Here is a 21,697-nt window from a genome sequence, read left to right as displayed (position 1 = left end):
AGAACTCCCTTCGTATTGCCGGCGCTGCGCGCCTGAGTAGAAATCGTCGTCACATGACCTATCCGTGACGGGCGCTGAATCTAACAAGCAATCGATCGGTTTTGCAAATGATTCTTATTGAAGAATCATTCCATGCACGTCGGCAGCCCGACCCGGCACCGCCAATCCGACGCGGCGGCCGCACTGCGCGAGCCGGGCCCGGGGGTCATCGCCTACTCGGGCGGGATGACCTCGGGGCGCACCACGCCCTCGGCGGGCAGCGGACTGGTCGTGGGTTTGCGGCGGACGTCCAGCGAGCGAATCGCCAGTTCGTCATCGTCGTTGACCGGCTCCCAATGCAGGTTCACGTCGATGCTGGCGGCGCGTACCGGCGGCGGCATCACCAGGGTCGTGGTCAAGGGGTAGACGCCCTGTACACGAATCGCCCTTTCGGCCAGCAGATCGCCGTTGCCCCGGTCGCGCATGACCACCCACAAGTCGCCTTCATAGTCGGCGCTGCGGCCGCCGGGCAGCGCCTGCGCTTCAACCGTGACCTCCAGCAGCTCGGCCTCGGCCACCGACAGGTTCTGCCGCCCGTGGTAGGCGCGCCGCCGGGTGATGGTCCCCGGCGCCACACGGTAACGGTCATCGCTGGCCACCCCGGCATCGCGAATCAGCGACGCCTCGCTGACGATGCGGTTACGCGCTGCAAGGTCGAGTCGCGGTGCGATCTCGCTGGCTTGCAGGGTGCCGAACATGCGCGTCGGATCGAACGCCCATTGCTGGCAGCGCAAAAGCGTTTCATCGCAGGCCAGCAGCTCGCCGTGGTCATACAAAAAGTACGACTGGGCGCTGTACGTGTCGCCAAACAACAGGCCGCGCGGCCGTCGTCGGGGGTTGTTCAACATGCTGCTGCCGATCATGTTGCCGGCCTCGTCGAGGCCCAACAGGTCGAGCACGGTGACCGCCACGTCCATGTGCGCGACCAGGGTTTCGGCGGGCGCAAGCGCCGGCCAGCGGCCCTGCGACGGCATGCGCAGGGCCATCACGCCAAAGTTGCTGCGCATGGGTTTTTCTGACTCGCCTTCTTCGGCATGACCGCCGGCTTCGTCGGAGGTGATGACCACGAACGTGTTGTCGAGCACGCCCTGCGCCTGCAGCGTGTCGAGCAGCCCGCCGAGGGCATCGGTCAGTTGCTCGAATGCATGGGTGCGGCGGGTCAGCAGCGCTTCACCCACCAGGTCTTCGTCTTCGGGCGTGAACGGATGGTGCGTGGCGACATTGAGCACCGTCGCAAACCACGGCGTGTCACCGGCGTCGAGCTCGGCGAGCTGTTCGGCGACGGCGTCGAAAAAGGGTGCGTCATCGGGGCCCCACCCTTCGGAAGGCACGCCGGTGACCTCCAAGGCTTCGCGGCCGATCACCGCCTGGTAGCCGGCAAGCGGCATGAACACGTCCTTGTTCATGAATGCCAGCGACGCCGCCTGGATGTACGCCGTGCGGTATCCGGCATTCTGCAGGGTGCGCGGCAGGCACTCGACCGGCTCGCCGGCCGAGGCGATCAGCGTCATTTTTGGCACGCTGGTGGTGATGCGCGGGTAGTCGCCACAGATGATCGAGTAACTGCCCCGATTGGTCTGCCGCTGCATGGCCACCGTGTTGGGGAAGAGCTGAAAGCCGTGATCTTGCAAGTGCCGGTCAAGCTCCGGCAGCGCCAGATCGGCGTGCACGCCGTGATGCTCGGCCACTGACGGCAGGTAGGCGCCGGACAGGCCTTCGACCATGACCAGCAAGATGTTGGGGCGCCCGCTGTGCGCCTGACCGGGCTGGTCGCGCAGAAAGAACACCGGGTCGGTGTCGGCGTCGTCGACCACCAGCATGGTTTCTTCGTCGCGTGCCGTGGCGCGCCAGAAAGCGCCGGGCACCTGCACACCCGTGGCCATTAGCGGGTTGTTGATCAGATAGGTCGGGCTGGGGGTCGCCGCGTAGTAGCCGAGCAACATCCCCAACAACACCATCGCGGCCGGAACCGGCGGCAGCCCGCGACGCAGGGTCTTGGACTCGGCGCGGTCCGTCAGGGCAAACAACCACGCCGTGGCGGTCAGCAGGTAGAGCGGGAAATAGCCAAAAAAATGCCACGACAGCGTCGATGACAAAAACTCGCTGTCCATCGCCTGCAGGATGTGCGCCAGACGGAAGAAGCTGCCGTGAATCTCGGCGTGCATGCCGGCGGCGTGATAAATCAACGCAATCAACGGCGCATAAAACGCGATCAGCCACGGTGTCGGCAAAAGCAGTCGCCGCGCCAGCACCAGCGCCAGTGCGGTCACGCCGTCCGCCAGCACCATCATGCCGGGCAGATACAGCGGCACCGCGCCCTGCATCAGCAGCAGGCCACGCATCACCAGTAAACCGACAAAGGCCAGCGCCCAAAGCTTCAGCGTGCCGGTCATGGCTTCAGGGTCCGCAGGGGGTGTTGGCACGGTTCACCCGACAAATTTGCCCGCCACATCATGATTGCAACCGGCCTGCGCGCGCCGCATCGGCATACACCGCCGCACATTCGGCGCCCATTTTTTCCAGCGAGAAACACGCCACCGCGGCGGCGTGGGCGCGCGCGCTTTCCGCGGCCCGGCGATCCGCCTCGCGGTAGCTGAGCAGCGCGTCGGTCAGGGCCTCCACGTCGCCGACCGGAATCACCGTGCCGCACCCGTGCTCGCGGACCAGTGGCGCCAAGCCGACGCCTTCGGTGACGATCACCGGCACACCCACCCGCAGCGCCTCGGCGACAACGAAGCCAAAATTTTCGGAGCGCGACGGCAGCGGCAACACATCGGCCTGTAGCAGCAGGCGATCGCGCTCGGCGGGCTCGATGTAACCCAACAGTTCGACCTGGTCGGCGAGTCCCAGGCGCTTGATATCGCCCTGCACCCGCCGAAGCTCGTGGGCGTGCCCGTGGCCGGCCACCTGCAGGTGGAGGACCATGCCTTGCGCTGTCGCGTTGGCGACCGCCTGCAACAGCTCACGCAGACCTTTGTGCGGATGCAGCCGACCAACGAAGAACAGCCGCAACGGCTGCCCGGCCTGCGCCGCATCCCGGCGCGGCGCGGCGGCGGGCACGGCCAGGCCGGGGACGATCTGGTGAATCCGCGCCTGCGGCACGCGCTGTTCAACGATGGCCGCCTCGGCCGGCGCAGTGACCAGGATCGCCGCAGCATCGCGGAGAATGGCGTTGCCGATCAGGGCCAGGTAGACGCGCTTGGACAGTTGGCGCTCGCGCATCATCTCGGCGTGCAGGTGGCCATGCATCGTCAGCACATAGGGGCGCCCGACCCGCCGCGCAGCCCAGACCCCGAGCAGCACGTGCCAGCCGAAAATGCCATGCACATGCAGCACGTCGGTGTCGACCAGCTTGCGCTGCACGCGGCGGAAGAAACTCACCGGCGTCTTCAGTGCCAGCACCCGGGCGCTTTGGTTGCGCGGAAAAACACTTTCCATCGACAGACTGACCGGGTGTTCGGCCAGTCCGGCACGCAGGCTGTCGATGTAGCTGATGAAGCCGCCGGCACTCAAATCGGGCGTTCGCACCACATGCATGACCTTGAGCTTGTGGGTCGTTTGCACTAAACCGGTCCCTCGTCCGCGCTGCTGCCGCCCGTTACTGAATTCATGATGGCCATCTCAAACAGACCCACGTTTTTCATTGTTGGTGCCCCTAAATGTGGCACGACCGCGCTCGCGCAGTGGCTGGGCGAGCACCCCGAGGTGTTCGTCAGCCCGCGCAAGGAGCCGCATTTCTTCAATGTCGACAGCATGCCGGCCACCCGGTCGCTGACCGACTACGAAGCCTTGTTTGTCGGCGCTGGCCCTCAGCACCGCGCCATCGGCGAGGCCTCGACGCACTACCTGTTCGCACCCGAGGCGGTGCCGGGCATTCTCGACTACAACCCCGACGCCAAGTTTATCGTCTGCCTGCGCAACCCCCTGCAGATGGCGCCGTCGCTGCACGGTGAAAGCGTCGCCCAGGGGTGGGAAAACGAAACCGATTTCGAGCGTGCCTGGGCCCTGCAACCCGCGCGCAAGCGCGGCCAATCGCTGCCGCGCACGGTGCGCGGTGACCCTGACCGGCTGCAGTACGGGGCCTACTGCCGCCTTGGCGAACAACTCGCGCGGCTCTACGACCGGGTACCGAAACATCGTGTTCTGCCGTTGTTGCTCGACGACCTGCGCGAAGACCCGCGACAGCGCTACCGCGAGGTCCTGACCTTTCTCGGCGTGACCGACGACGGGCGCAGTGACTTTCCGGTGGTCAACGCCGCGCGGCCCACCCGTTGGCCGATGCTGTCGCGCTGGATGCGTCACAGCAGCCAGTTGCGCAGTGCGCTGGGCATCCACGGCGATTGGGGCATCGTCGCCGCGCTGCGCCGGCTCAACAGTCACGATGCGCCGCGGCCACCGGTCTCGCCACAGATGCAGCAGACGCTGCGGGCTTACTTTGCCGACGACGTGACGCGACTCGGCGCACTGCTGGATCGCGACCTGTCTCACTGGCTGGCCTTGGGCGCCACCAACGGCACGATGGGGATGTCGCGGCGGGTCACGCCCGGCGGCTGAAACATCAGCATGCGGTCTTCGATGTCGCCCCAGCGCTCGCGGTAAGGCAGCGCGCCGCCCTCGAAGACCGACATCAGCAATTGCCCGTCGAAGCTCACGCCCTCGGCGCCCGGCGGGGCAAAAATCTGCATCTCACGCGTCGCCCGCAACAGAGCCCACACCGGCAACTTGCTGCCGTCCGGCAGGGTCACGCGCGTCACTTTGTCGGGCGGACGCAGCGGATCGTCCGGCAGCCGATGAAAGCTGAGCGCGCTTGGCCGGTCGCCCCACGAGGTGCTGAGCACGATGCGCCGCTCGTCGATAAACGTCATGCCCTGCACGATGTTGCGATGGTGCAAACCGGCATCGGGCCGATAAACCTCGAAGTCGCGCGCTGACCAGCGGACCGTGTACTGGTCGGTGTTAACCGGCCGCAGCGTCTCGTCATCGATGCGGTAGGCGGCGGTCCACCCGGTGGTGCCGCCGCCCAGCGAGCGGTAATGCGGCGGCAAAGGCGCGCCGCGCTGGGCACGCTGAAAGTTGCCAATCCAAAGCGCGTTGCCGCGCGCGGTAATGAAGTCACCACTGCTGTCGACGCCGATCCGTCGTTCGTTTTCGGGCTGCAGGGTGATCACGTCGCGCCAGGCGGTCAGCAGCTTGTCGAGGTCGAAGCGCAGCAGCTCGAAGTTGTCGGGCAGCCAAACCCGCTCGTGCAGGATCGCCACCCCGCCGGCATGGCGGCGCATCGGCTCGCCGTCGCGCTCTTCAAGCATTGCCAGTCGCAGCGCCTTGCCGTTGTCGAGGTCCACGAGATACAGCGCCGACTGCTTCTGGCCGCACTGCGAGATCAATGCGCGACGCAGCGGTGCCCGCTCGAAGCGCTGGCAAAAATATCCGGAGATCACCGCGCGGTGCGTGTCGCCCGGCAGATAGTCGACACCTTGCGGCACAAAGTTGGCGTGCAGGCCCGGCACCACGTGGCCATCGACCTTCAAACCGGCAAGGGCCGGGTAGCGCAGGCGGTAGGCGGCTTCGTCAAGGTTGCTGAAGCTGTGGCTTTCAAGGCGCTCGCGCATTTCGCCCGAGAAGACGTCCATCGACCGGGTGCCGACCACCAGCACAAACCCAACCGCGAGCACGGGCACGGCGGCGGCCCACCAACGGCGCCGAGTCGGCAGGCGGCGTGACAGGCCGCGATAGACTCTCCCACCGTGACCGCCACCCCAACGCATCACCAAGGCTTTCAGGGGTAACGTCATGCGCCAGTGATGCCTCGGGATCTGCCGGGCTTGCGCTGCGCTTCAACCCAGCCGGCGACGGGCATTTGCAGTGACAAAAACATGACACGAGGCTAACAAAGCCCCGATGACTGAAACCTGATGAGCCTTCGATCACCGCTGAGTAAAACCGAGGCCCTGCGCGCCTTGCTGTTCCGCAACGGCATGGCCAGCTTTGTCTTGCGCGCGCTCAATGCGGTGGCGGCGTCAAGCCTGACCATCTTGATGGCGCGATACCTCGGGCCCTCGGGTTACGGCATCTACACCTATGCGCTGGCGCTGGTGATTCTGTTGAATGTGCCCACCCAGGGCGGCCTGCCGATTCTGCTGGTGCGTGAGACCGCTGCCGCGCTGGCGCAGTCGCGCGTCGACCTTGTCTACCGGCTGTGGCGCTGGGCAACGACCTTCACCGTAGGTTTGGCGCTGTCCGTGGCGTTGATCACGCTGCCGATTGCGTGGGGGTTTCGCGCCCACTTTGAGCCGGTGGCCTTCAACAGCTTCGTGCTGGCGCTGCTGCTGGTGCCGCTGATCATCCTCGGCAATCTCGCCGGCGCGGCACTGCGCGGTGTGCACCGCGTGCTGCTGGGCCAGTTGCCGGAGTATGTGTTGCGACCTGCGCTGCTGCTGCTGGCGATCCTGGCCTACCTGTGGCTGGGGCGCGACGACATGCGCGCCGACGTCGCCGTCGGTCTGCACACGCTGGCGGCGGCCGTGGCGCTGCTGATCAGCGTGCCCATGCTGTGGCGGGCGCGCCCGACAACCTCGACCGCGCGCGCGCCGGAGGGCGAACGACCGCCCGAGTGGCTGCGCAGCATGATGCCGCTGACGCTGCTCTCGGCGATGCAGGTGATCCTCCAGTACACCGATCTGGTGATGCTTGGCTTCTTCCTCGACAGCGAAACCGTGGGTCTCTACCGGGTGGCGGCGCAGGCGTCGTTGTGTGTGGGCTTCGGGCTGCTGGCGGTGAACCTGATCGTGGCCCCGCAGTTTGCCCGCGATTACGCACGAGGCGACCGCGCCCGTCTGCAGCAGGTGACCACGCTGAGCGCACGATTGGTGCTGCTGCTGACGCTGCCGATCATGCTGCTGTTTCTGTTCGTTGCCGAACCCATCGTCACCCTGGTGTTCGGTGACGCCTACGGCGGCAGCGGCACGGCGCTGCGCATTCTCGCCATCGGCCAGTTGTTGAACGCCGCATTCGGGTCGGTGGTGTTTCTGCTCAACATGACCGGCCACGAGCGCGACACCGTGAAAGGCCTGTCCATCGGCGTGGTGGTGAATGCCCTGCTCAACCTGGCGTTAATCCCCACCTTCGGCATCAATGGCGCGGCTGTAGCCACCGCCATCACCCTGCTGATCTGGAACGTGCTGCTGTGGCAGGCGGTGCGTCGGCGGCTGGGGATCGACAGCACCGCGCTGGGTTTGCGGGTCGCCGCTTGAATTGCGCGGACCGGCGCATGGTCATCCTTTATGATGCGCGCGGTTCATTATTCCCCGCTCATAGGTCGCCCCGATGGAACTGACGCTGGCCCGCCGTGTAATGCGTATCAAACCCTCCCCGACGCTGGCCGTCACCGCCAAGGCGGGCGAACTCAAAGCCCAGGGCAAGGACGTGCTCAGCCTGGGCGCCGGCGAACCCGACTTCGACACGCCTGAGCACATCAAGGAAGCCGCACGCCAGGCCATCAACAAGGGCCAAACCAAGTACACCCCGGTCGGCGGCACCCCGGCGATGAAGCAGGCCATCATCGACAAGATGGCGCGCGACAACGGCCTGACCTACACCCCCAAACAGGTGCTGGCATCGGTGGGCGGTAAACAGGCTTGCTACAACCTGTGCCAGGCGTTGCTCAATGGGGGCGACGAGGTGCTGATTCCGGCGCCGTTCTGGGTCAGCTACCCCGACATGGTGCTGCTCGCCGACGGCACCCCGGTGATCATGCCGACCACCGTCGACACCCGCTTCAAGATCACCCCCGAACAGTTGGCAGCCGCCATCACGCCGCGGACCCGGATGATCTGGCTCAACTCGCCGTCCAACCCATCCGGCATGGCCTACACCAAGGCCGAGCTGGCCGCCCTGGGCGCCGTGCTGCGCGAACACCCCGGCATCGTCATCGCCAGCGACGACATGTACGAAAAGATTCTCTGGAGCGGCGAGTCGTACAGCAACATCATCAATGCCTGCCCCGACCTCTACGACCGCACCGTGATCATCCACGCCGTGTCGAAAACCTACTCGATGACCGGCTGGCGACTCGGCTGGGCTTGCGGCCCGGTGAAGCTGATCACCGCCATGTCCGACATCCAGAGCCAGAGCACCTCCAACCCCACCTCCATCGCCCAGGCCGCGGCGGTTGAAGCCCTGAACGGCGATCAAAGCTGCGTCACCGAAATGGTCGCCGCGTTCAAGCGACGCCACGACGCGCTGGTGGCCGACCTCAACACCGTCCCCGGTGTGAACTGCCCCAGCGGCGACGGCACCTTTTACGTGTTCCCCAACGTCGAAGGCCTGATGGCCAAACTGGGTTGCGAGACCGACCTGGCGCTTTCCGACAAGCTGCTCAACGAAGCCCTGCTGGCCGTCGTGCCCGGCTCTGCCTTTGGCACGCCCGGACACCTGCGCCTGTCGTTCGCCACCAGCGACGCGGTTCTCAAGCAAAGCGTGGAGCGCCTGCGCAAGATTGCAGGCGGCTGATCGACAAAAAGCGTTGCATCACGGAGTCGCGTTGACTACACTTCGCGCCCCAACTGTTCCGTGATAGCTCAGTCGGTAGAGCAGCTGACTGTTAATCAGCGGGTCGTAGGTTCGAGCCCTACTCACGGAGCCACTTACTCAGAAAAGCCCAGCCCAGTGCTGGGTTTTTTGTGCGCCGCTGACGCGCCGCGCGGGTCTCGAGAGCGCCCCCCGTAGGCTGGGTTGCAGCGAAGCGAAAACCCAGCATCTCCTCGATCAACCCTCACCGCTGGGTTTCGCAGGCTCTACCCAGCCTACAACCGTACGTCAACACCCCGGCTGGTTTCGAGAACGCCCCCGTAGGCTGGGTTGCAGCGAAGCGAAAACCCAGCATCTCCTCGATCAACCCTCACCGCTGGGTTTCGCAGGCTCTACCCAGCCTACAACCGCACGTCAACACCCCGGCTGGTTTCGAGAACGCCCCCGTAGGCTGGGTTGCAGCGAAGCGAAAACCCAGCATCTCCTCGATCAACCCTCACCGCTGGGTTTCGCAGGCTCTACCCAGCCTACAACCGCACGTCAACACCCCGGCTGGTTTCGAGAACGCCCCCGTAGGCTGGGTTGCAGCGAAGCGAAAACCCAGCATCTCCTCGATCACCCTCAACGCTGGGTTTCGCAGGCTCTATCCAGCCTACGGCAACACATCAACACCCCGGCTGGTTTCGAGAGCGCCCCCCGTAGGCTGGGTTGCAGCGAAGCGAAAACCCAGCATCTCCTCGATCAACCCTCACCGCTGGGTTTCGCAGGCTCTACCCAGCCTACAACCGCACGTCAACACCCCGGCTGGTTTCGAGAACGCCCCCGTAGGCTGGGTTGCAGCGAAGCGAAAACCCAGCATCTCCTCGATCACCCTCAACGCTGGGTTTCGCAGGCTCTACCCAGCCTACGAATGCGCGAAACAGGCCAATCGAGTGGATCATTCTCGATCCATCGCGAGGATATCGGCGCCGACCGCCCAATTGGGGATGCATAACCCCTCGCGAATGTGGCGGTGAATGCTCGAATACGGCCAATCCACGGCCCGGGTCGCATGGCCATGCTTGACGGGGTTGTAATGAATGTAATCAACGTGCGCACGCCAATCGCCTTCATCGCGAATCGCGTGCTCCCAAAATCGACGCTGCCAAATGCCACGCTCTTGTCGACGTGCACGGCTGGCGTTGACCCGCTCGCCCGGCGGCAGCGCGCGCGAGAACCCAGACTTGATCAGCCGCCAGCGGGTAGAGAAATCGGCATCGTTGGGTGGCAACGTCCAGATGACGTGCAGGTGTTCAGGCAGGATGACAACGGCATCAACGGTGAACGGGTGGCGGCGTTGCACATCACGAAATGCCTCGCGAAGCGCCCCAATATTCCGCACCAGCAGGTCATTGCCGCGGCGATCGGAGAGATTGACGGTGAAAAAATAGCAACCTGCGGCGTTGCGGCTGCGAATGTAGCGACGCATGGCACGCCTCCTTGCGGGGACGAGGAACACTCGCTGGCATCGTAGGCCCGGTTGCCGCGAAACAGAAACCCCGGACGCCTTGGCCAACCTCACCGCTGGGTTTCGCAAGCTCTACCCAGCCTACGACCGCATATCGACGCCATGAGCGGTTTGAAGAAAGCCCCCGTAGGCTGGGTTGTAGCGAAGCGAAAACCCAGCATCCCTCTCGATCAACCCTCAACGCTGGGAAAGGCTCACAGCACGGAGCCAGCGCTTCGCTTCCCTGCTGCATCGCAAAGGGTGTACCCGGTGCTACGCCCACCCGCCTCTAGTTTTCTCAGCACACCTTTGTCCAACAGATCATTGATGTCTCGCAGCGCCGTATCGGCCGAACACTTGGCGATGGCCGCCCACTTGCTGCTGGTGAGCTTGCCGTCAAATCCGTCGAGCAATCGATTCAGCAGTTTTAGCTGGCGCTCATTCAGCGGGGTTGTTGCCCAGCGTTGCCAGAAGCGTGCTTTGCTCAGTACGGCGTCCAGGGTGTGATGCGCCTGGTCGACTGCGCGATGCAGAGTGTCGAGAAACCACGCCAGCCACTCCGTGACATCCATCGAGCCTTTCTGCGTGCGCTCGAGAATGTCGTAGTAGGCCTTGCGCTCCCGCTGGATCTGGGCGGACATGCTGTAAAAGCGTTGCGGGCTGCCATCAGCGCGCGACAGCAATAGATCACCGATGGCTCGCGCGATACGGCCGTTTCCGTCGTCAAACGGATGCACCGTCACGAACCAAAGATGGCCCAGTCCGGCCTTGATCAGTGCGGGCTCTCTCGACGCGCCATTCAGCCAGTCGAGGAACTTGTTCATCTCATCGTCCAGCCCGCTGGCGGGCGGTGCTTCGAAATGCACCTTCGGGCGACCGATGGGACCGGAGACCACCTGCATGGGGCCGTCTACGTCATCGCGCCAGCCGCCGACTCTGATCTTGGAGAGACCCGCGTAGCCCGTCGGAAACAGCGCGGCATGCCAACCGAACAACCGCTCTCGCAATACTGTTGCGTCGCATTGGGCGGTGGCATCCAGCACCATCTCCACCACACCCTCGACATGACGATCCACCGGCGCCAGGGCACCGATGTCCACGCCCAACCGCCTGGCGATGGACGAGCGTACGGACGCCACATTGAGCTGCTCCCCCTCAATCTCGCTGGTCTTCACCACGTCCTCGGTGAGGGTGGCCAAAGCAGCTTGATCGCGCAGTACCAAGCCAACATCAGCGAGTCGCCCCAGCAGCAGGCCCTGAGCACGGCTCACCTCGGCCATGGGACTCGCCAACGCGGCGAGGTCATAACGCCAGTTGGGCCAGTCGGTGGCCTGCCAGATGTACTTATAATCGCCGCGATACATGCGGAGATAATGCGGCATTATCACCGCGCTTGCAGAGGATCACCGCATATCATGCGGCGATAATCATGAATATTCGCCGCAGGCGGCTCGAGACTGAGGGCCACCGGGTTTCGCTTTCGGGGCTGTCGGCCAAGTTGCTGCACGGCTTCGGGCACCCCGCAGGGTTTCGCCGACTCTACCCAGCCTACAACCATGCAACGAAACCGCAGGCCGGGTAGGAAAACCCCCGTAGGCTGGGTTGCAGCGTAGCGAAAACCCAGCAGACTCCGGCCAACCCCGCTGGGTTTCGCAGGCTCTACCCAGCCTACGACTGCGTCAGGGCGCTTCAAGGCCCACATGGTGGGCGAGGAAGGCCATCTGGTCGGCGGCTTCTTCGATGCGCTTTGAGAGGGGTTTGCCGGCGCCGTGACCGGCATCGGTTTCGATGCGGATCAAGGCGGGCGCGGGGCCGGCCTGGGCCCACTGAAGGGCGGCGACATATTTGTAGCTGTGGGCAGGCACGACACGGTCATCGTGATCGGCGGTGGTGATCAGCACCGGCGGATAGCGGGTGCCGGGCTTCAGGTTGTGCAGCGGCGAATAGGCCAGCAGGTGCTTGAAGTCGTCCGGGTCATCGGGCGAGCCGTAGTCGCCGGTCCAGGCGCGGCCGATGGTGAAGCGGTGAAAGCGCAGCATGTCCATCACCCCGACCCCTGCCACGGCGGCACCGAACAGGCGCGGCTGCTGATTGAGCACGGCGCCCACCAGCAAACCGCCGTTGGAATGGCCACTGATCGCCAACTGCGAAGCGGTCGTCCACCCGCGGTCAATCAGGTAACCCGCTGCCGAAATAAAATCGTCAAACACGTTCTGCTTGTTGGCCCCGGTGCCGGCACGGTGCCACTCGCGACCGTACTCGCCGCCGCCACGCAAATTGGCGACCGCGTAAACGCCGCCCGCCTCCATCCACGCCAGGTTGGCGGCCGAGAAGTGCGGCGTCAGCGCCACATTGAACCCCCCGTAGCCGTAAAGGTGCACGGCGTTGGGCGCGCTGCGGTCCAGCCCCTTGCGATGGCTGATGAACATCGGCACACGCGTTCCGTCACGGCTGGTCACAAACACCTGCTCGGTGACGAATCGGTCGGGGTCAAACGGCAGCTCAGCGGGAAACAGCGGGGCCAGCCGGTCAACGCGGCGCGTCACATCGGTCGACAACAGCACGGCGGGTTGGTTGAAGGCGGTGTAGACCACATCCACCTCGGCACGACCGGCTTCACCGCCCAGCGCGCTGACCGCGCCAATACCGGGCAAGGTCAGGGCGCCTTTGGGCGTGCCATCCAGCGCGTGCCGCTGCAACACGTGGGTGGCGTCGCGCATCACGCGGGTGACCAAGTACGGCCCGGCACGTACGGCCGACTGCAGCGTGTCGCGACCTTGCGGAATGACCGACTGCCAGCCCGCATCCGGGTTGTTCATGTCAATGGCCACCACGCGGCCGCGCGGCGCCTCGGCGGTGGTGGTGAAGTACAGCACCGACCCGTCGTTACCGATCAGCGTGTACTGCGCCTCGAAGTTGGGGACGACTTCGGTCGCGTTACCGGCATCCCAGGGCGGCACATCGTCAAACAGCGGCTTGATGATCAGCGCGTTCTCGCTGGCGGCACCACGCCACACGCTGACCACCAGGTAACGGCCGTCATCGGTCACTTCGCCATGAAAGCCGCGGTCGGGATGATCGGGCTGCGCAAACATTTGCCGGTCTGCCGACTGCGGCTCGCCCAGCCGGTGCACGTAAAGCGCCTGATGGGTCAGCGGATCAAAGTCGTCGGTAGCGCCCTCCGGCGGATCGGGATAACGCGCGTAATAAAGCCCCGAGCTGTCGGGCAGCCACGCCAACCCCGAGAACTTGACCCGCTTCAGTGGCCCCGACACCTTCGCGCCGTCCGCCAGGTTGATGACGTTGATCTGCTGCCAGTCCGACCCCGCCGTTGACAGCGCGTAAGCCAGCCGCTTGCCGTCCGGCGAAACCCGCCACTGCGCCAGCGACACCAGACCATCGGCGGACAGTTGGTTGGGATCGAGCACCACGTGCGGCTCGGTCTCGCCGGTCTGCAGCACCATCAGCACCGGCTGGTTTTGCCGGCCGTCGCTGAACTCGAAGTACATCCGGTCGCCGACACGCTGCGGCAAGCTGTGACGCGGTTGTTGCCAAAGTGCGGTCAAGCGCTGTTCAAACCAGGCGCGCGCCGGCAGCGCAGCCAACTGCGGGGCGCTGTAGGCGTTCTGTGCCGCCACCCATTCACGCGTGGCGGCGCTGTCGCTGTCCTCAAGCCAGCGGTACGGATCGGCAAGGCCCACGCCGTGCAAGGTGTCGACCTGGTCACCGCGAAACGAAGTCGGCGCTTCCGACCGTGGCTCGACCAACGACCCTGCACGCACCGTCAGCGAGGCCAGCAAAAGCCCGGCGGCAACATGCCGGACCCAACCCGTGGCACCAAAGCCCGGACGTCTCACGCCCACACGCTGGCCAAGAGCAGGCTCAGAACACCCCGACCGAATTGAAGGCCGCAACAGTGATCGCCACCTGCGACAGAATCTGCGTGATGTCGCGCGCCAACTGCATGGGCCTAATGGCCGTCGTGTCCAGCGGCACCACGATGGTGTCACCCGGCCTGATCTCCGGCGGCGTGCCAAACCACCCGGTGTCCAGCGAACGCACTTCACCACTGGCGCGGACCACGTAAACCTGATCGTTATCCGCCCGTTGCGTCAGCCCGCCGGACAACTCCAGATACTCCTTGGCCGTACGGTTTTCACGCCAGCGATGGCTGATGGTCATGTTCACTTCGCCAATCACCGACACCGTCTCAAGCTTCGGCGGCACCACCAGCGTGTCGCCGGGGCTCAGCAGAACATCGTCCGAACCACCGTCAGCAACCTGATCAAAGTCAATCACCAAACGGCCGACTGGCTCCATGCCGTCTGACTCCTGCAGCAGCCTGCGCGCCGTCATCAAGCCTTCTTGTTCATCTGGCGATGCCTCGACCTGAACCGCCATGGCGCGAAGGTCATCACTCAGCCTCTGCCGCAACCGTGCCAACTCCTCACGCTCACGCTCCTTCAGCCGTTCACGCTGGAACACCGCACCGTTGAGATAACCCTCATCGGTGACCCCGCCCACCCGCTCCAGCAGGTCGCTCAGGCGCTCGCCCTTGGTGATCGTGTAGCGACCCGGGAAGCGAACTTCGCCCTTGACCTCGACGAACATCGGCTCGGTCCAGTTGGGAATGCTGAAAATGTTCACCACGTCATCGGGCATCAGTTTCAGCGACGTACGCTCGGCCTCGTCGGCCAGTGAGAAGCTGGCCTTGACGTTCTGCCGACCGCGGTCGTCGCCCACTGAATAGCGCACCAGCTCGGCAGTGTCTTCATAAGCCGATTCGAGCAGTCCGCCTGCCTTCTGGATCAACGAATCAACCGAGCTGCCTTCTTCATAGAAATACACGCCCGGGAATCGCACCGCGCCCGAAATGGTCACCGTCGGCTGCTGCCGGAACGCATCGGCACCGTTGACCTTGAGCAACAAGCGCTCCATGGCCATGGTCCGCTGCTCGCCCAACGGCAGCGCAACAATCTCGTCGCGCGCCTCCAGCGTTACATTGCCGCCGTCACCGGCGGCGACACTGGCGTAGTCGACGCTCAGCACCTTGATCTCTCGCGAAGGCCCGGACTCGCGCAAGATCAGCAAATATCCGAGGTCCGCACGCGGCATAAACTCCCGGATCGAAGGCAACACATCCAGCACCGTCATGCCTTGACGCCACTCACGGTAGCCGGGGTTTTCGAAATGTCCCGACAGCACCACCGCGTTATCACGCCGGCTCAGGGCGCGATCCACCCGGACCACATCGCCACGCTGCAACCGCAAGTCGCCATCGGCACCACGCAGATTACCGGTGACCAGATCAGTCTCACCGCGCTCATTCAGTCGCTCAATCGAAAAGCCGCCCGCGGCGTTGTCTGACAGCCCGCCTGCCATACCAACCACCTGCTCAACCGACGGCGCACCGTCGAGCTCGTAAAGCGCCGGCTTGCGCACCTCACCCAACACGCTGATGCGTGGCCCGGCCGGATGCACGATCACCACGTCCTCCTGCATGACCTGAAGGTCGCCCACATTCCGGCTGCTGGTCAGCACGTCATAGAGGTCGATTGACCGCACCAGCGACCCGCCACGCCGTATTGAAATCTTCCGGTAGGACGCGGTGTCGAGCAGACCGCCCGCAGCGATGATCACGTCGATGATGGAGGCGCCGGCAGGCACCGACACCGGCCCGGGCGAGGCAAACTCGCCCAGCGCCAGAACACCAATCGACCGCAGCGCGCCGACCGAAATGCTGGTGTTGACCCCGATCAGCCCTTCGGAAACCTTCTGACTGATCGCATCGCGAATGTCGTCAAAGGTCATTCCGGCCACGGTGATCGGGCCCAGCTCGGGCAGGTTGATGCGCCCATCGCGCAGAACCGTCAACTCATAAACGGAGTTGGTTTTACCGTAGTACTGAACAATGAACGAGTCGCCCGGCCCATACACATAGCCCGGTGGCGGCACCAAGTTTTCATTGATATTGCGCCCGACAATGTTTTCGTGGCCAAACACGTCAGAGCCAAACGGGCGAAGCCGATTGACGCTCACGGTGTCTGCCGGCAACAACATGACCGAGATGTCGTAGTTCGACAGCCTGGGGTCGACCGACAACCGCGCGACGATCTCGTCCGCGCTATAGCCCATCACTTCGTAGCGCCCAAACGCGTCCAGATTGATCTGGCCCTGATTGTTAGGCACCACATAGATGCGTTTGACCGGCGGCGCCTGATCGTCACGCGGGGCGCTCGTACGCGGCTCATCCTCATCCGGCTGCTGGGTCAACTCGACAATGACGCCGATGCCCGCTTCGACCACCCGGGGCTCATCCATTGGCTGCGTTGCATCCCGTGGTGCCTGCGCCGAGCCCAACCGCGGGTCGCCGTAGCCGCCGTTGACCGCGGCAGAGCCCATCGACGAACGATCGCCAGTCTGACCCAGCCCGGAGGGCATGGCCTGAGCGGCATTCGGATCACGGTATTTCTCGCTCAGCGCCTGAATATCGGACTGCGACAGGCCGCTTAGACCGGCGGCTGCACCGCCCTGCGCCGCAACGTGCAGCGGCGTCATCAAGGACAACAGCAACGTTACCGCCCAGAAACCGCGTGTTAGGCGCGTCCGGCCTGCTTGATCAATGCGCATTTCTTGCATCCACTTAATTTATGACAGAACCGCGCCCTATCGACCTGGCGCCTTGTACAACTGAATGACGGTGTGCGAGTCCTCGGCCGAATATTTTGCGCGCGAACGAACGTTGTAGAGCGTGTCGACCAGCAGCGCGTGCGTATTGGCCCATCGATTGCCGCGCGCATCAACCACCCGCTCTTCAATCTGGTGGGTTTGCACCCACAGGTCATTCACCGCAACCGGCGCCGCGCCAACATAGACGAACTCGATCCGCTGCTCGTCAAGCGCACCCAAGACTTCGACGATTCTAACGCCAGACAACGCATCAACCTGGCCGTCAATCAGTTGCCGTACGTCGTCACGGTTGGGCAGATCGCTGTCCAAAGTGGCCACGTTCAAGCCGGTGACGCCGCTGGACGACAGTGAGAACACCCCTTCACGAAACAGCAGGTTGCCTGCGGCGTCCATCCAGCGCTCGGCGCCATTGGCCGTGTCCACCATGATGAATGCAGTTCCCAAACGCCCCGGCCTTTCGACCAGCAAGTAAGCAAACGGAAACTCATCCAGATACCCGGCAATGTCCTCGCTTTTCGCCCCGCTCTTGGGCTTGCCCAGGGCTTCTTCGGCCAACGAGCGATAGCTGAAATTGGCGCACCCGGCCAACGCCACCGTCACGACCAACAAGGTGAGCCCGCGCATCACTCGAGAATCTCCGAGGCCGATTCGTAATAGCGGTCCACGCCTTCGTTGCTGAGCGTCGGATAAAGCGCGCGCCCGTCACTGACCTTGGCACCGCCATCGCGCAGGATGAACCGGTGCGAGATCGACACGCCACCCGCCGCCTCGCGCGTTGAAAACACGTTGATGGGGATGAACATGTAAACCCCCTTGTCGAACGAGCCCTCGCCAAATTCGCGTGACGACACATTGGTCTTGGTGGCAAACACGCCAAAGCGCAGCCCGTTGCGGAACGACTTGGACAGATCAAGCGTCGCCCCGGTGTCACCGGCCAGGTAGCGGCCCACACTGAGAACCACCCGAATACGGCTGAACGGCGATTCGTAGTAGCCCGTCACATGCCCCGTGGTGGCCTCAAAATCCTGAAAGCCAAACCGCAGGTCAAAGTCGCGCTTCTTCACCCGGTTGATGTTGTAGCCCACGGCAAACCTTGAACCCGGCGGCATGTAGAGCATCTCGTGGCCAATGCCGCCGTACATTTCTTCAAAGATACCGGCCGAAACCCGCCCGTACACCGACGGCGCTACCGTGAAGTAGTAGTTGGCCTCCAGTTTGTCCAGATAGCTGCCGCCGCTCTCTCTTTGGTAACGCTCGAGGTCGGTGCGCACCGGTGGCAACAAACTGGTTTCACGCGGCTGCAGACGGTCAAAGTCGTCGTAAAGAAAGTCAAAGGCCCAACTGGTGGTCACGTTGAGATTGCGTGACAACTGGATACTGGCAAACGGCTTGAGCTGCAACTGCCCGACATAGAAATTCACCGGGCCACCGATGTTCGACCGCAAGGCCGGCGTGATGCCAAAGGCAAAGGTCGGATACTTGGCCAAGCCGGTATAGGTGGCCTCTTGCCAATCTTTCTCCGGCACGGGCGCCACGTCGGTTTCGAGCAACAGCTCCTCGACTGACAGCGCGCCCAACGCGGCCTGCCTGAAGATCTCGGTGTCGAGCGTTACGTTAGACCGCTCCCGACCCGCCACCACGCTGACCACGTTCAGCTTTTCAAACTCGCGCCCGTAAGTGTCCAGCAGCGCGCGCGCCGAGCGCCCGGCCGCCACAGCCGATTCACGTGTCAGATTATTGGTTTGCCAAACCGTGGCCTCCTTATTGACCGTGTCGAGGTCCAGCGCATGGACAAACACCCGGTCCTCCCGCAGCCGCTGGTGGAAGCGCCGCAATTGCTCGGGTCGTTGAAGGCCCTCGGATTCTGCCCTGACCTCCGGAAAGCCCACCTCATCAAGGGGCTTGGGCGGGCGCACGGCCCGGCGGCTGCGTTCAAGCTGCCGGTTCAAGGACGCGTGAATCAACACGCCAAACCCAAGCACCTCCCCGCGCTCGTAGCTCAGCTTCAGCTTGATGTTGTCGGTGACGCTGTAATCAGCCCCCACATTCAACCGTGTTGACGACTTGAGTGATTCACCACGCCGAAACTCATCGGAGTAGTCGTTGCCCTCCCACTCGGCCTTGAGGTCGAGCCGGCCGCCCAACAGCGAATAACGCACGCCGCCAAACAGTGCCACCTCACGCCCCGAAAACCAGCTTGAAACTGCCGGAACGCCGCCTTCGCCGCGGGTTGCGCTTTCGCGGGTTTCGAAGCGGTCATCAATCTGACCCAATGGGTTGGTCATGTCGCGGCCGGCCGCAAACCGGCCCCAACCCATGCCCAGCGAAAAGTCGAAATCGTGAATGCGCTTGTTCATCACCAAATATTCGGAGCTGAACAGGCCGGTGCCGGCGGCATCAATCAAACCCACGGCAATTTGCGGGCGCCACAATGACTCCTGCGCAAGCCGAAACTGCAGGTTGATCCCTTTATCGTGCACGGTGTTGACGCGCGATTGCGCCACGTTGGTGTCGGTGTAGCGCACCGATGCGTGCAACCAGTCAAATGGCGACGCATAAAAGTTGAGGCTGTCGTAAGGCTCTTGGCGCGCAAAGCCCAAGCCCACCGACCCGGCCTGGGGCATGCGTGCGACCGGCGTCTGCACCAGCCCCGGAAAACCCATGGGGGTAATTTGCTCCGCATTGGCGTTGGTAACGACAAAGCCAAACAGCCCGAGCCAAAGCGCACGCGGCCCACATACCTTGGCCAGAAAGACGCGCATCAATTGCCGCATCGCGGCGAGCGCACGACCCGGCGCTGGACCCATAAACATCTAAAGACCAAGGCAGCTGTCATCAATTTTCTTTTTCTTGTCACGGCTTGTGATGACCGAGCCCGGCGGCACAACCTGCAACTCGTAATTCCAAAGATTCAGCTTCAACAGATCTTGATCACCGTTCGGCAAGTAAATGCGGAACTCATTGCTTGACCAATTGGTTTTAATGTCGGCGGCGTTCAAATACTCATCCGCTTTCCAGCCGGGCCGATAATTGACGATCACCGTCTCGTCATTGCCAGGCGAGATAATGGCCACCGACGTCGGCCGAAACGGCACGTAGAGAATGTCCCCAGTAACGAGCGTCACGTCGGCCTGCGCCTCGGCAATGGTCGGCCCCGGTGAGAGTGAGATCGGAATGCGGATGTATTGCCCCAGGTCGATTCCAGCCGTCAGGCTGCCGGCACCTGTCAGCTCACTCCCCCCGGAGAGGGCCAACTGCATGCGCAGCAATTCTGCGGCCGACGCCATGCACACGGTCATGCCCACCTGCAAATCACTCCTGCGCAGCAGCAGCGAGCCGTACGGGTACGCCCCCTCCCGGTAGCCGCCCGCCACCTTGATGGCATCACTGAGCTTCACGGGGCCATTGACGCGAATCGGCTTTTCGACCGCACCGGTCACAGTGACCACGCTGTCCCGCGTGTCGCTCTGGGCCAACGCCAGGTTGGCCCCGCCCGACACCAGCATGGCAGCCCAGGCAATCACCGCATAAACGGCACCATTGCTCAAAAAAAAGGCCGGCGACTGCCGGCCCTTATGTTCCAACGTGCTCACGGCGTCGAAGTATTCGTGTTCGTGTTGGTGTTGGTGTTGGTGTTGGTGTTGGTATTCGTGTTGGTATTCGTGTTGGTGTTGGTGTTCACCGGTGGCTGAACGGTGGGTACCGGACTTGCGGTCGGCGTGGCCGTCGGGGTCGCAGTCGGCGTGGCCGTTGGCGTCGCGGTTGGGGTCGCAGTCGGGGTGGCCGTAGGCGTCGCAGTCGGAGTAGCCGTTGGTGTCGCAGTCGGGGTGGCCGTCGGCGTCGCGGTGGGCGTTGCGGTCGGGGTAGCCGTTGGTGTCGCAGTCGGCGTCGCGGTTGGCGTAGCCGTCGGCGTCACGGTGGGTGGCGGCGGCGTTGGGGTCGGGGTGGCCGGAGGCGGCGTCACTGGCAAAAGCGGCGAACGAACATCTTCGCTGCTATCAAACTCGGAAATGATGAAGACGCCAACGACCAGCGTCGCGACAATGGCGGTGATCTGCTGTGCCGTCAGCCCTGCCTGAGTGGCGAGACCGAGACGGGTGGCGCCCTTTTGCGTCACCACAAAGGTGCTTGCGCCGGGGGAGGAGGGCTCGATGAACCCGGCGCCGATGGCGTCCTCCAGTGACATGTCCATTCGCTGGGCGACACGCTCAGCGTTAGCCTGATCCAACACACCGGCGCTCACGTCACCCTGGGTGGTGGAACTGCTCTGCGATTCGCCTTGCGCCTGGGCAAGACCGGACGTCAAGAACATGGAGACCGGGGCAACAAGTGCACCTGCCATCGCGGCAACAAGCAGTTTTTTCATTTCACATACCCCTAGGGAACTGTTAGATCGTTTTAATGGATGACACTAGTGTGGCTTTTGTAAGAAATCATCGCAAGCGTTAAATCGTGTTGCAGGCTACCGGCCGACGAACGGCGCATTGTCAGGTGAATAAAGTCGCCATTTCAACATCTGTTCGTGATCAATTTATGACCAGGTGACCGCTTTGAAGCGAGACCTTGCGCCTCAAGCCGATCCTGATCATGCGTCAGCGCAGCTCGTCCACCGGGCGAGCCAAATCTTTCGGTGCGTCTGACCCACCCATGAACACCGACAGCGCAGCAAAAAACATCACGCTGGGCATTTGCGCAAGGCCGGGCTGGTCACCGCCATACAGTGCCCCCCGAATCAGCGCAGTGCGCGCCCGCGCCGTTTTGCCCTCTTCGCTCAAATCACCCAGATCGGCAATTGCGTAGCCGGTGGGCATGGCCGACAGGGGCTGAGCGTCTGCCGCCTCGGGCGCCTCAGCCAATGCATGGCCGCCCACCAGCATGCCGCTGAGCAAACCGACGAGGGCATACCCCAGAAAAATTCGTTGGCCCTGCCTTACGCCCATTGCTACTCCGTTCCAC

General features: G+C 63.6%; 15 protein-coding genes and 1 tRNA gene. 4 read left to right on the top strand and 12 right to left on the bottom strand.

Annotation, left to right across the window (positions count from 1 at the left end):
- Nucleotides 1-212 precede the first annotated feature (212 nt).
- The gene (locus U741_RS0108770; protein ID WP_029890102.1) at nt 213-2,432 is read right to left on the bottom strand and encodes an LTA synthase family protein; all 2,220 of its coding nucleotides are present in this window, start codon (nt 2,430-2,432) and stop codon (nt 213-215) included.
- A 58-nt stretch (nt 2,433-2,490) separates the two neighbouring features.
- Nucleotides 2,491-3,603 carry a glycosyltransferase gene (locus U741_RS0108765; RefSeq protein WP_152551556.1) on the bottom strand — a complete coding sequence of 371 codons (1,113 nt, stop codon included), beginning with the start codon at nt 3,601-3,603 and terminating at the stop codon, nt 2,491-2,493.
- A gap of 45 nt (nt 3,604-3,648) precedes the next feature.
- Between U741_RS0108765 and U741_RS0108760 the strand changes: the two genes are divergently transcribed.
- On the top strand, nt 3,649-4,593 hold the full coding sequence (locus U741_RS0108760) for a sulfotransferase family protein (RefSeq protein ID WP_200872701.1): 945 nt from the start codon (nt 3,649-3,651) through the stop codon (nt 4,591-4,593).
- Here the strand turns inward: U741_RS0108760 and U741_RS0108755 are convergent.
- Complete coding sequence (locus U741_RS0108755; RefSeq protein ID WP_152551555.1) at nt 4,524-5,831, bottom strand: hypothetical protein; 1,308 nt, start codon at nt 5,829-5,831, stop codon at nt 4,524-4,526. The genes U741_RS0108760 and U741_RS0108755 overlap by 70 nt on opposite strands.
- Before the next feature lie 120 nt (nt 5,832-5,951).
- Here U741_RS0108755 and U741_RS0108750 point away from each other — a divergent pair, with 120 nt between their 5' ends.
- The 3 genes from U741_RS0108750 (at nt 5,952) to U741_RS0108740 (ending at nt 8,680) form a co-directional block, all read left to right on the top strand.
- Nucleotides 5,952-7,289: a flippase gene (locus U741_RS0108750; protein ID WP_052378646.1), complete on the top strand. Its 1,338-nt coding sequence runs from the start codon at nt 5,952-5,954 to the stop codon at nt 7,287-7,289.
- Between the two features lie 73 nt (nt 7,290-7,362).
- Nucleotides 7,363-8,547 carry a pyridoxal phosphate-dependent aminotransferase gene (locus tag U741_RS0108745; protein ID WP_029890097.1) on the top strand — a complete coding sequence of 395 codons (1,185 nt, stop codon included), beginning with the start codon at nt 7,363-7,365 and terminating at the stop codon, nt 8,545-8,547.
- Nucleotides 8,548-8,604: 57 nt separating this feature from the next.
- Nucleotides 8,605-8,680: transfer RNA gene (locus tag U741_RS0108740), tRNA-Asn, on the top strand.
- An 822-nt stretch (nt 8,681-9,502) separates the two neighbouring features.
- Here U741_RS0108740 and U741_RS0108735 read toward each other — a convergent pair.
- From U741_RS0108735 to U741_RS0108690, 9 genes are all read right to left on the bottom strand, one after another.
- The gene (locus tag U741_RS0108735; protein WP_029890096.1) at nt 9,503-10,033 is read right to left on the bottom strand and encodes an REP-associated tyrosine transposase; all 531 of its coding nucleotides are present in this window, start codon (nt 10,031-10,033) and stop codon (nt 9,503-9,505) included.
- Nucleotides 10,034-10,266: 233 nt separating this feature from the next.
- Nucleotides 10,267-11,415 carry a Fic family protein gene (locus tag U741_RS0108730; RefSeq protein WP_043110240.1) on the bottom strand — a complete coding sequence of 383 codons (1,149 nt, stop codon included), beginning with the start codon at nt 11,413-11,415 and terminating at the stop codon, nt 10,267-10,269.
- Between the two features lie 315 nt (nt 11,416-11,730).
- Nucleotides 11,731-13,908, bottom strand: coding sequence for a prolyl oligopeptidase family serine peptidase (locus U741_RS0108725; protein WP_235200196.1), 2,178 nt, complete (start codon nt 13,906-13,908; stop codon nt 11,731-11,733).
- Between the two features lie 25 nt (nt 13,909-13,933).
- Complete coding sequence (locus U741_RS0108720; protein WP_161776170.1) at nt 13,934-16,681, bottom strand: SLBB domain-containing protein; 2,748 nt, start codon at nt 16,679-16,681, stop codon at nt 13,934-13,936.
- A 36-nt stretch (nt 16,682-16,717) separates the two neighbouring features.
- Nucleotides 16,718-17,368 (bottom strand): hypothetical protein, encoded by a 651-nt coding sequence (locus tag U741_RS0108715; RefSeq protein WP_152551554.1) that lies wholly within the window; start codon nt 17,366-17,368, stop codon nt 16,718-16,720.
- Nucleotides 17,365-19,503: a YjbH domain-containing protein gene (locus tag U741_RS0108710; RefSeq protein ID WP_161776168.1), complete on the bottom strand. Its 2,139-nt coding sequence runs from the start codon at nt 19,501-19,503 to the stop codon at nt 17,365-17,367. The genes U741_RS0108715 and U741_RS0108710 overlap by 4 nt, the downstream gene beginning before the upstream one ends.
- A 51-nt stretch (nt 19,504-19,554) precedes the next feature.
- The gene (locus U741_RS0108705; RefSeq protein ID WP_152551553.1) at nt 19,555-20,334 is read right to left on the bottom strand and encodes a capsule biosynthesis GfcC family protein; all 780 of its coding nucleotides are present in this window, start codon (nt 20,332-20,334) and stop codon (nt 19,555-19,557) included.
- Nucleotides 20,331-21,107, bottom strand: a complete 777-nt coding sequence (locus tag U741_RS19525; RefSeq protein ID WP_200872808.1) for a hypothetical protein — start codon at nt 21,105-21,107, stop codon at nt 20,331-20,333. The genes U741_RS0108705 and U741_RS19525 overlap by 4 nt, the downstream gene beginning before the upstream one ends.
- Before the next feature lie 226 nt (nt 21,108-21,333).
- On the bottom strand, nt 21,334-21,681 hold the full coding sequence (locus U741_RS0108690; protein WP_029890088.1) for a hypothetical protein: 348 nt from the start codon (nt 21,679-21,681) through the stop codon (nt 21,334-21,336).
- Nucleotides 21,682-21,697 lie beyond the last annotated feature (16 nt).

It is taken from the genome of Polycyclovorans algicola TG408 (assembly GCF_000711245.1).
Taxonomy (GTDB): Bacteria; Pseudomonadota; Gammaproteobacteria; order Nevskiales; family Nevskiaceae; genus Polycyclovorans; species Polycyclovorans algicola.
Note: the sequence above shows the minus strand (reverse complement) of the source record. Positions and strands in the feature narration are given on the sequence as shown.

Coding starts and splice junctions, on each gene's coding strand:
- U741_RS0108770 (WP_029890102.1), bottom strand. CDS start 2,432: ATGACCGGCACGCTGAAGCTTTGGGCGCTGGCCTTTGTCGGTTTACTG.
- U741_RS0108760 (WP_200872701.1), top strand. CDS start 3,649: ATGATGGCCATCTCAAACAGACCCACGTTTTTCATTGTTGGTGCCCCT.
- U741_RS0108755 (WP_152551555.1), bottom strand. CDS start 5,831: ATGACGTTACCCCTGAAAGCCTTGGTGATGCGTTGGGGTGGCGGTCAC.
- U741_RS0108750 (WP_052378646.1), top strand. CDS start 5,952: ATGAGCCTTCGATCACCGCTGAGTAAAACCGAGGCCCTGCGCGCCTTG.
- U741_RS0108745 (WP_029890097.1), top strand. CDS start 7,363: ATGGAACTGACGCTGGCCCGCCGTGTAATGCGTATCAAACCCTCCCCG.
- U741_RS0108735 (WP_029890096.1), bottom strand. CDS start 10,033: ATGCGTCGCTACATTCGCAGCCGCAACGCCGCAGGTTGCTATTTTTTC.
- U741_RS0108730 (WP_043110240.1), bottom strand. CDS start 11,415: ATGTATCGCGGCGATTATAAGTACATCTGGCAGGCCACCGACTGGCCC.
- U741_RS0108720 (WP_161776170.1), bottom strand. CDS start 16,681: ATGCGCATTGATCAAGCAGGCCGGACGCGCCTAACACGCGGTTTCTGG.
- U741_RS0108710 (WP_161776168.1), bottom strand. CDS start 19,503: ATGCGCGTCTTTCTGGCCAAGGTATGTGGGCCGCGTGCGCTTTGGCTC.
- U741_RS19525 (WP_200872808.1), bottom strand. CDS start 21,107: ATGAAAAAACTGCTTGTTGCCGCGATGGCAGGTGCACTTGTTGCCCCG.
- U741_RS0108690 (WP_029890088.1), bottom strand. CDS start 21,681: ATGGGCGTAAGGCAGGGCCAACGAATTTTTCTGGGGTATGCCCTCGTC.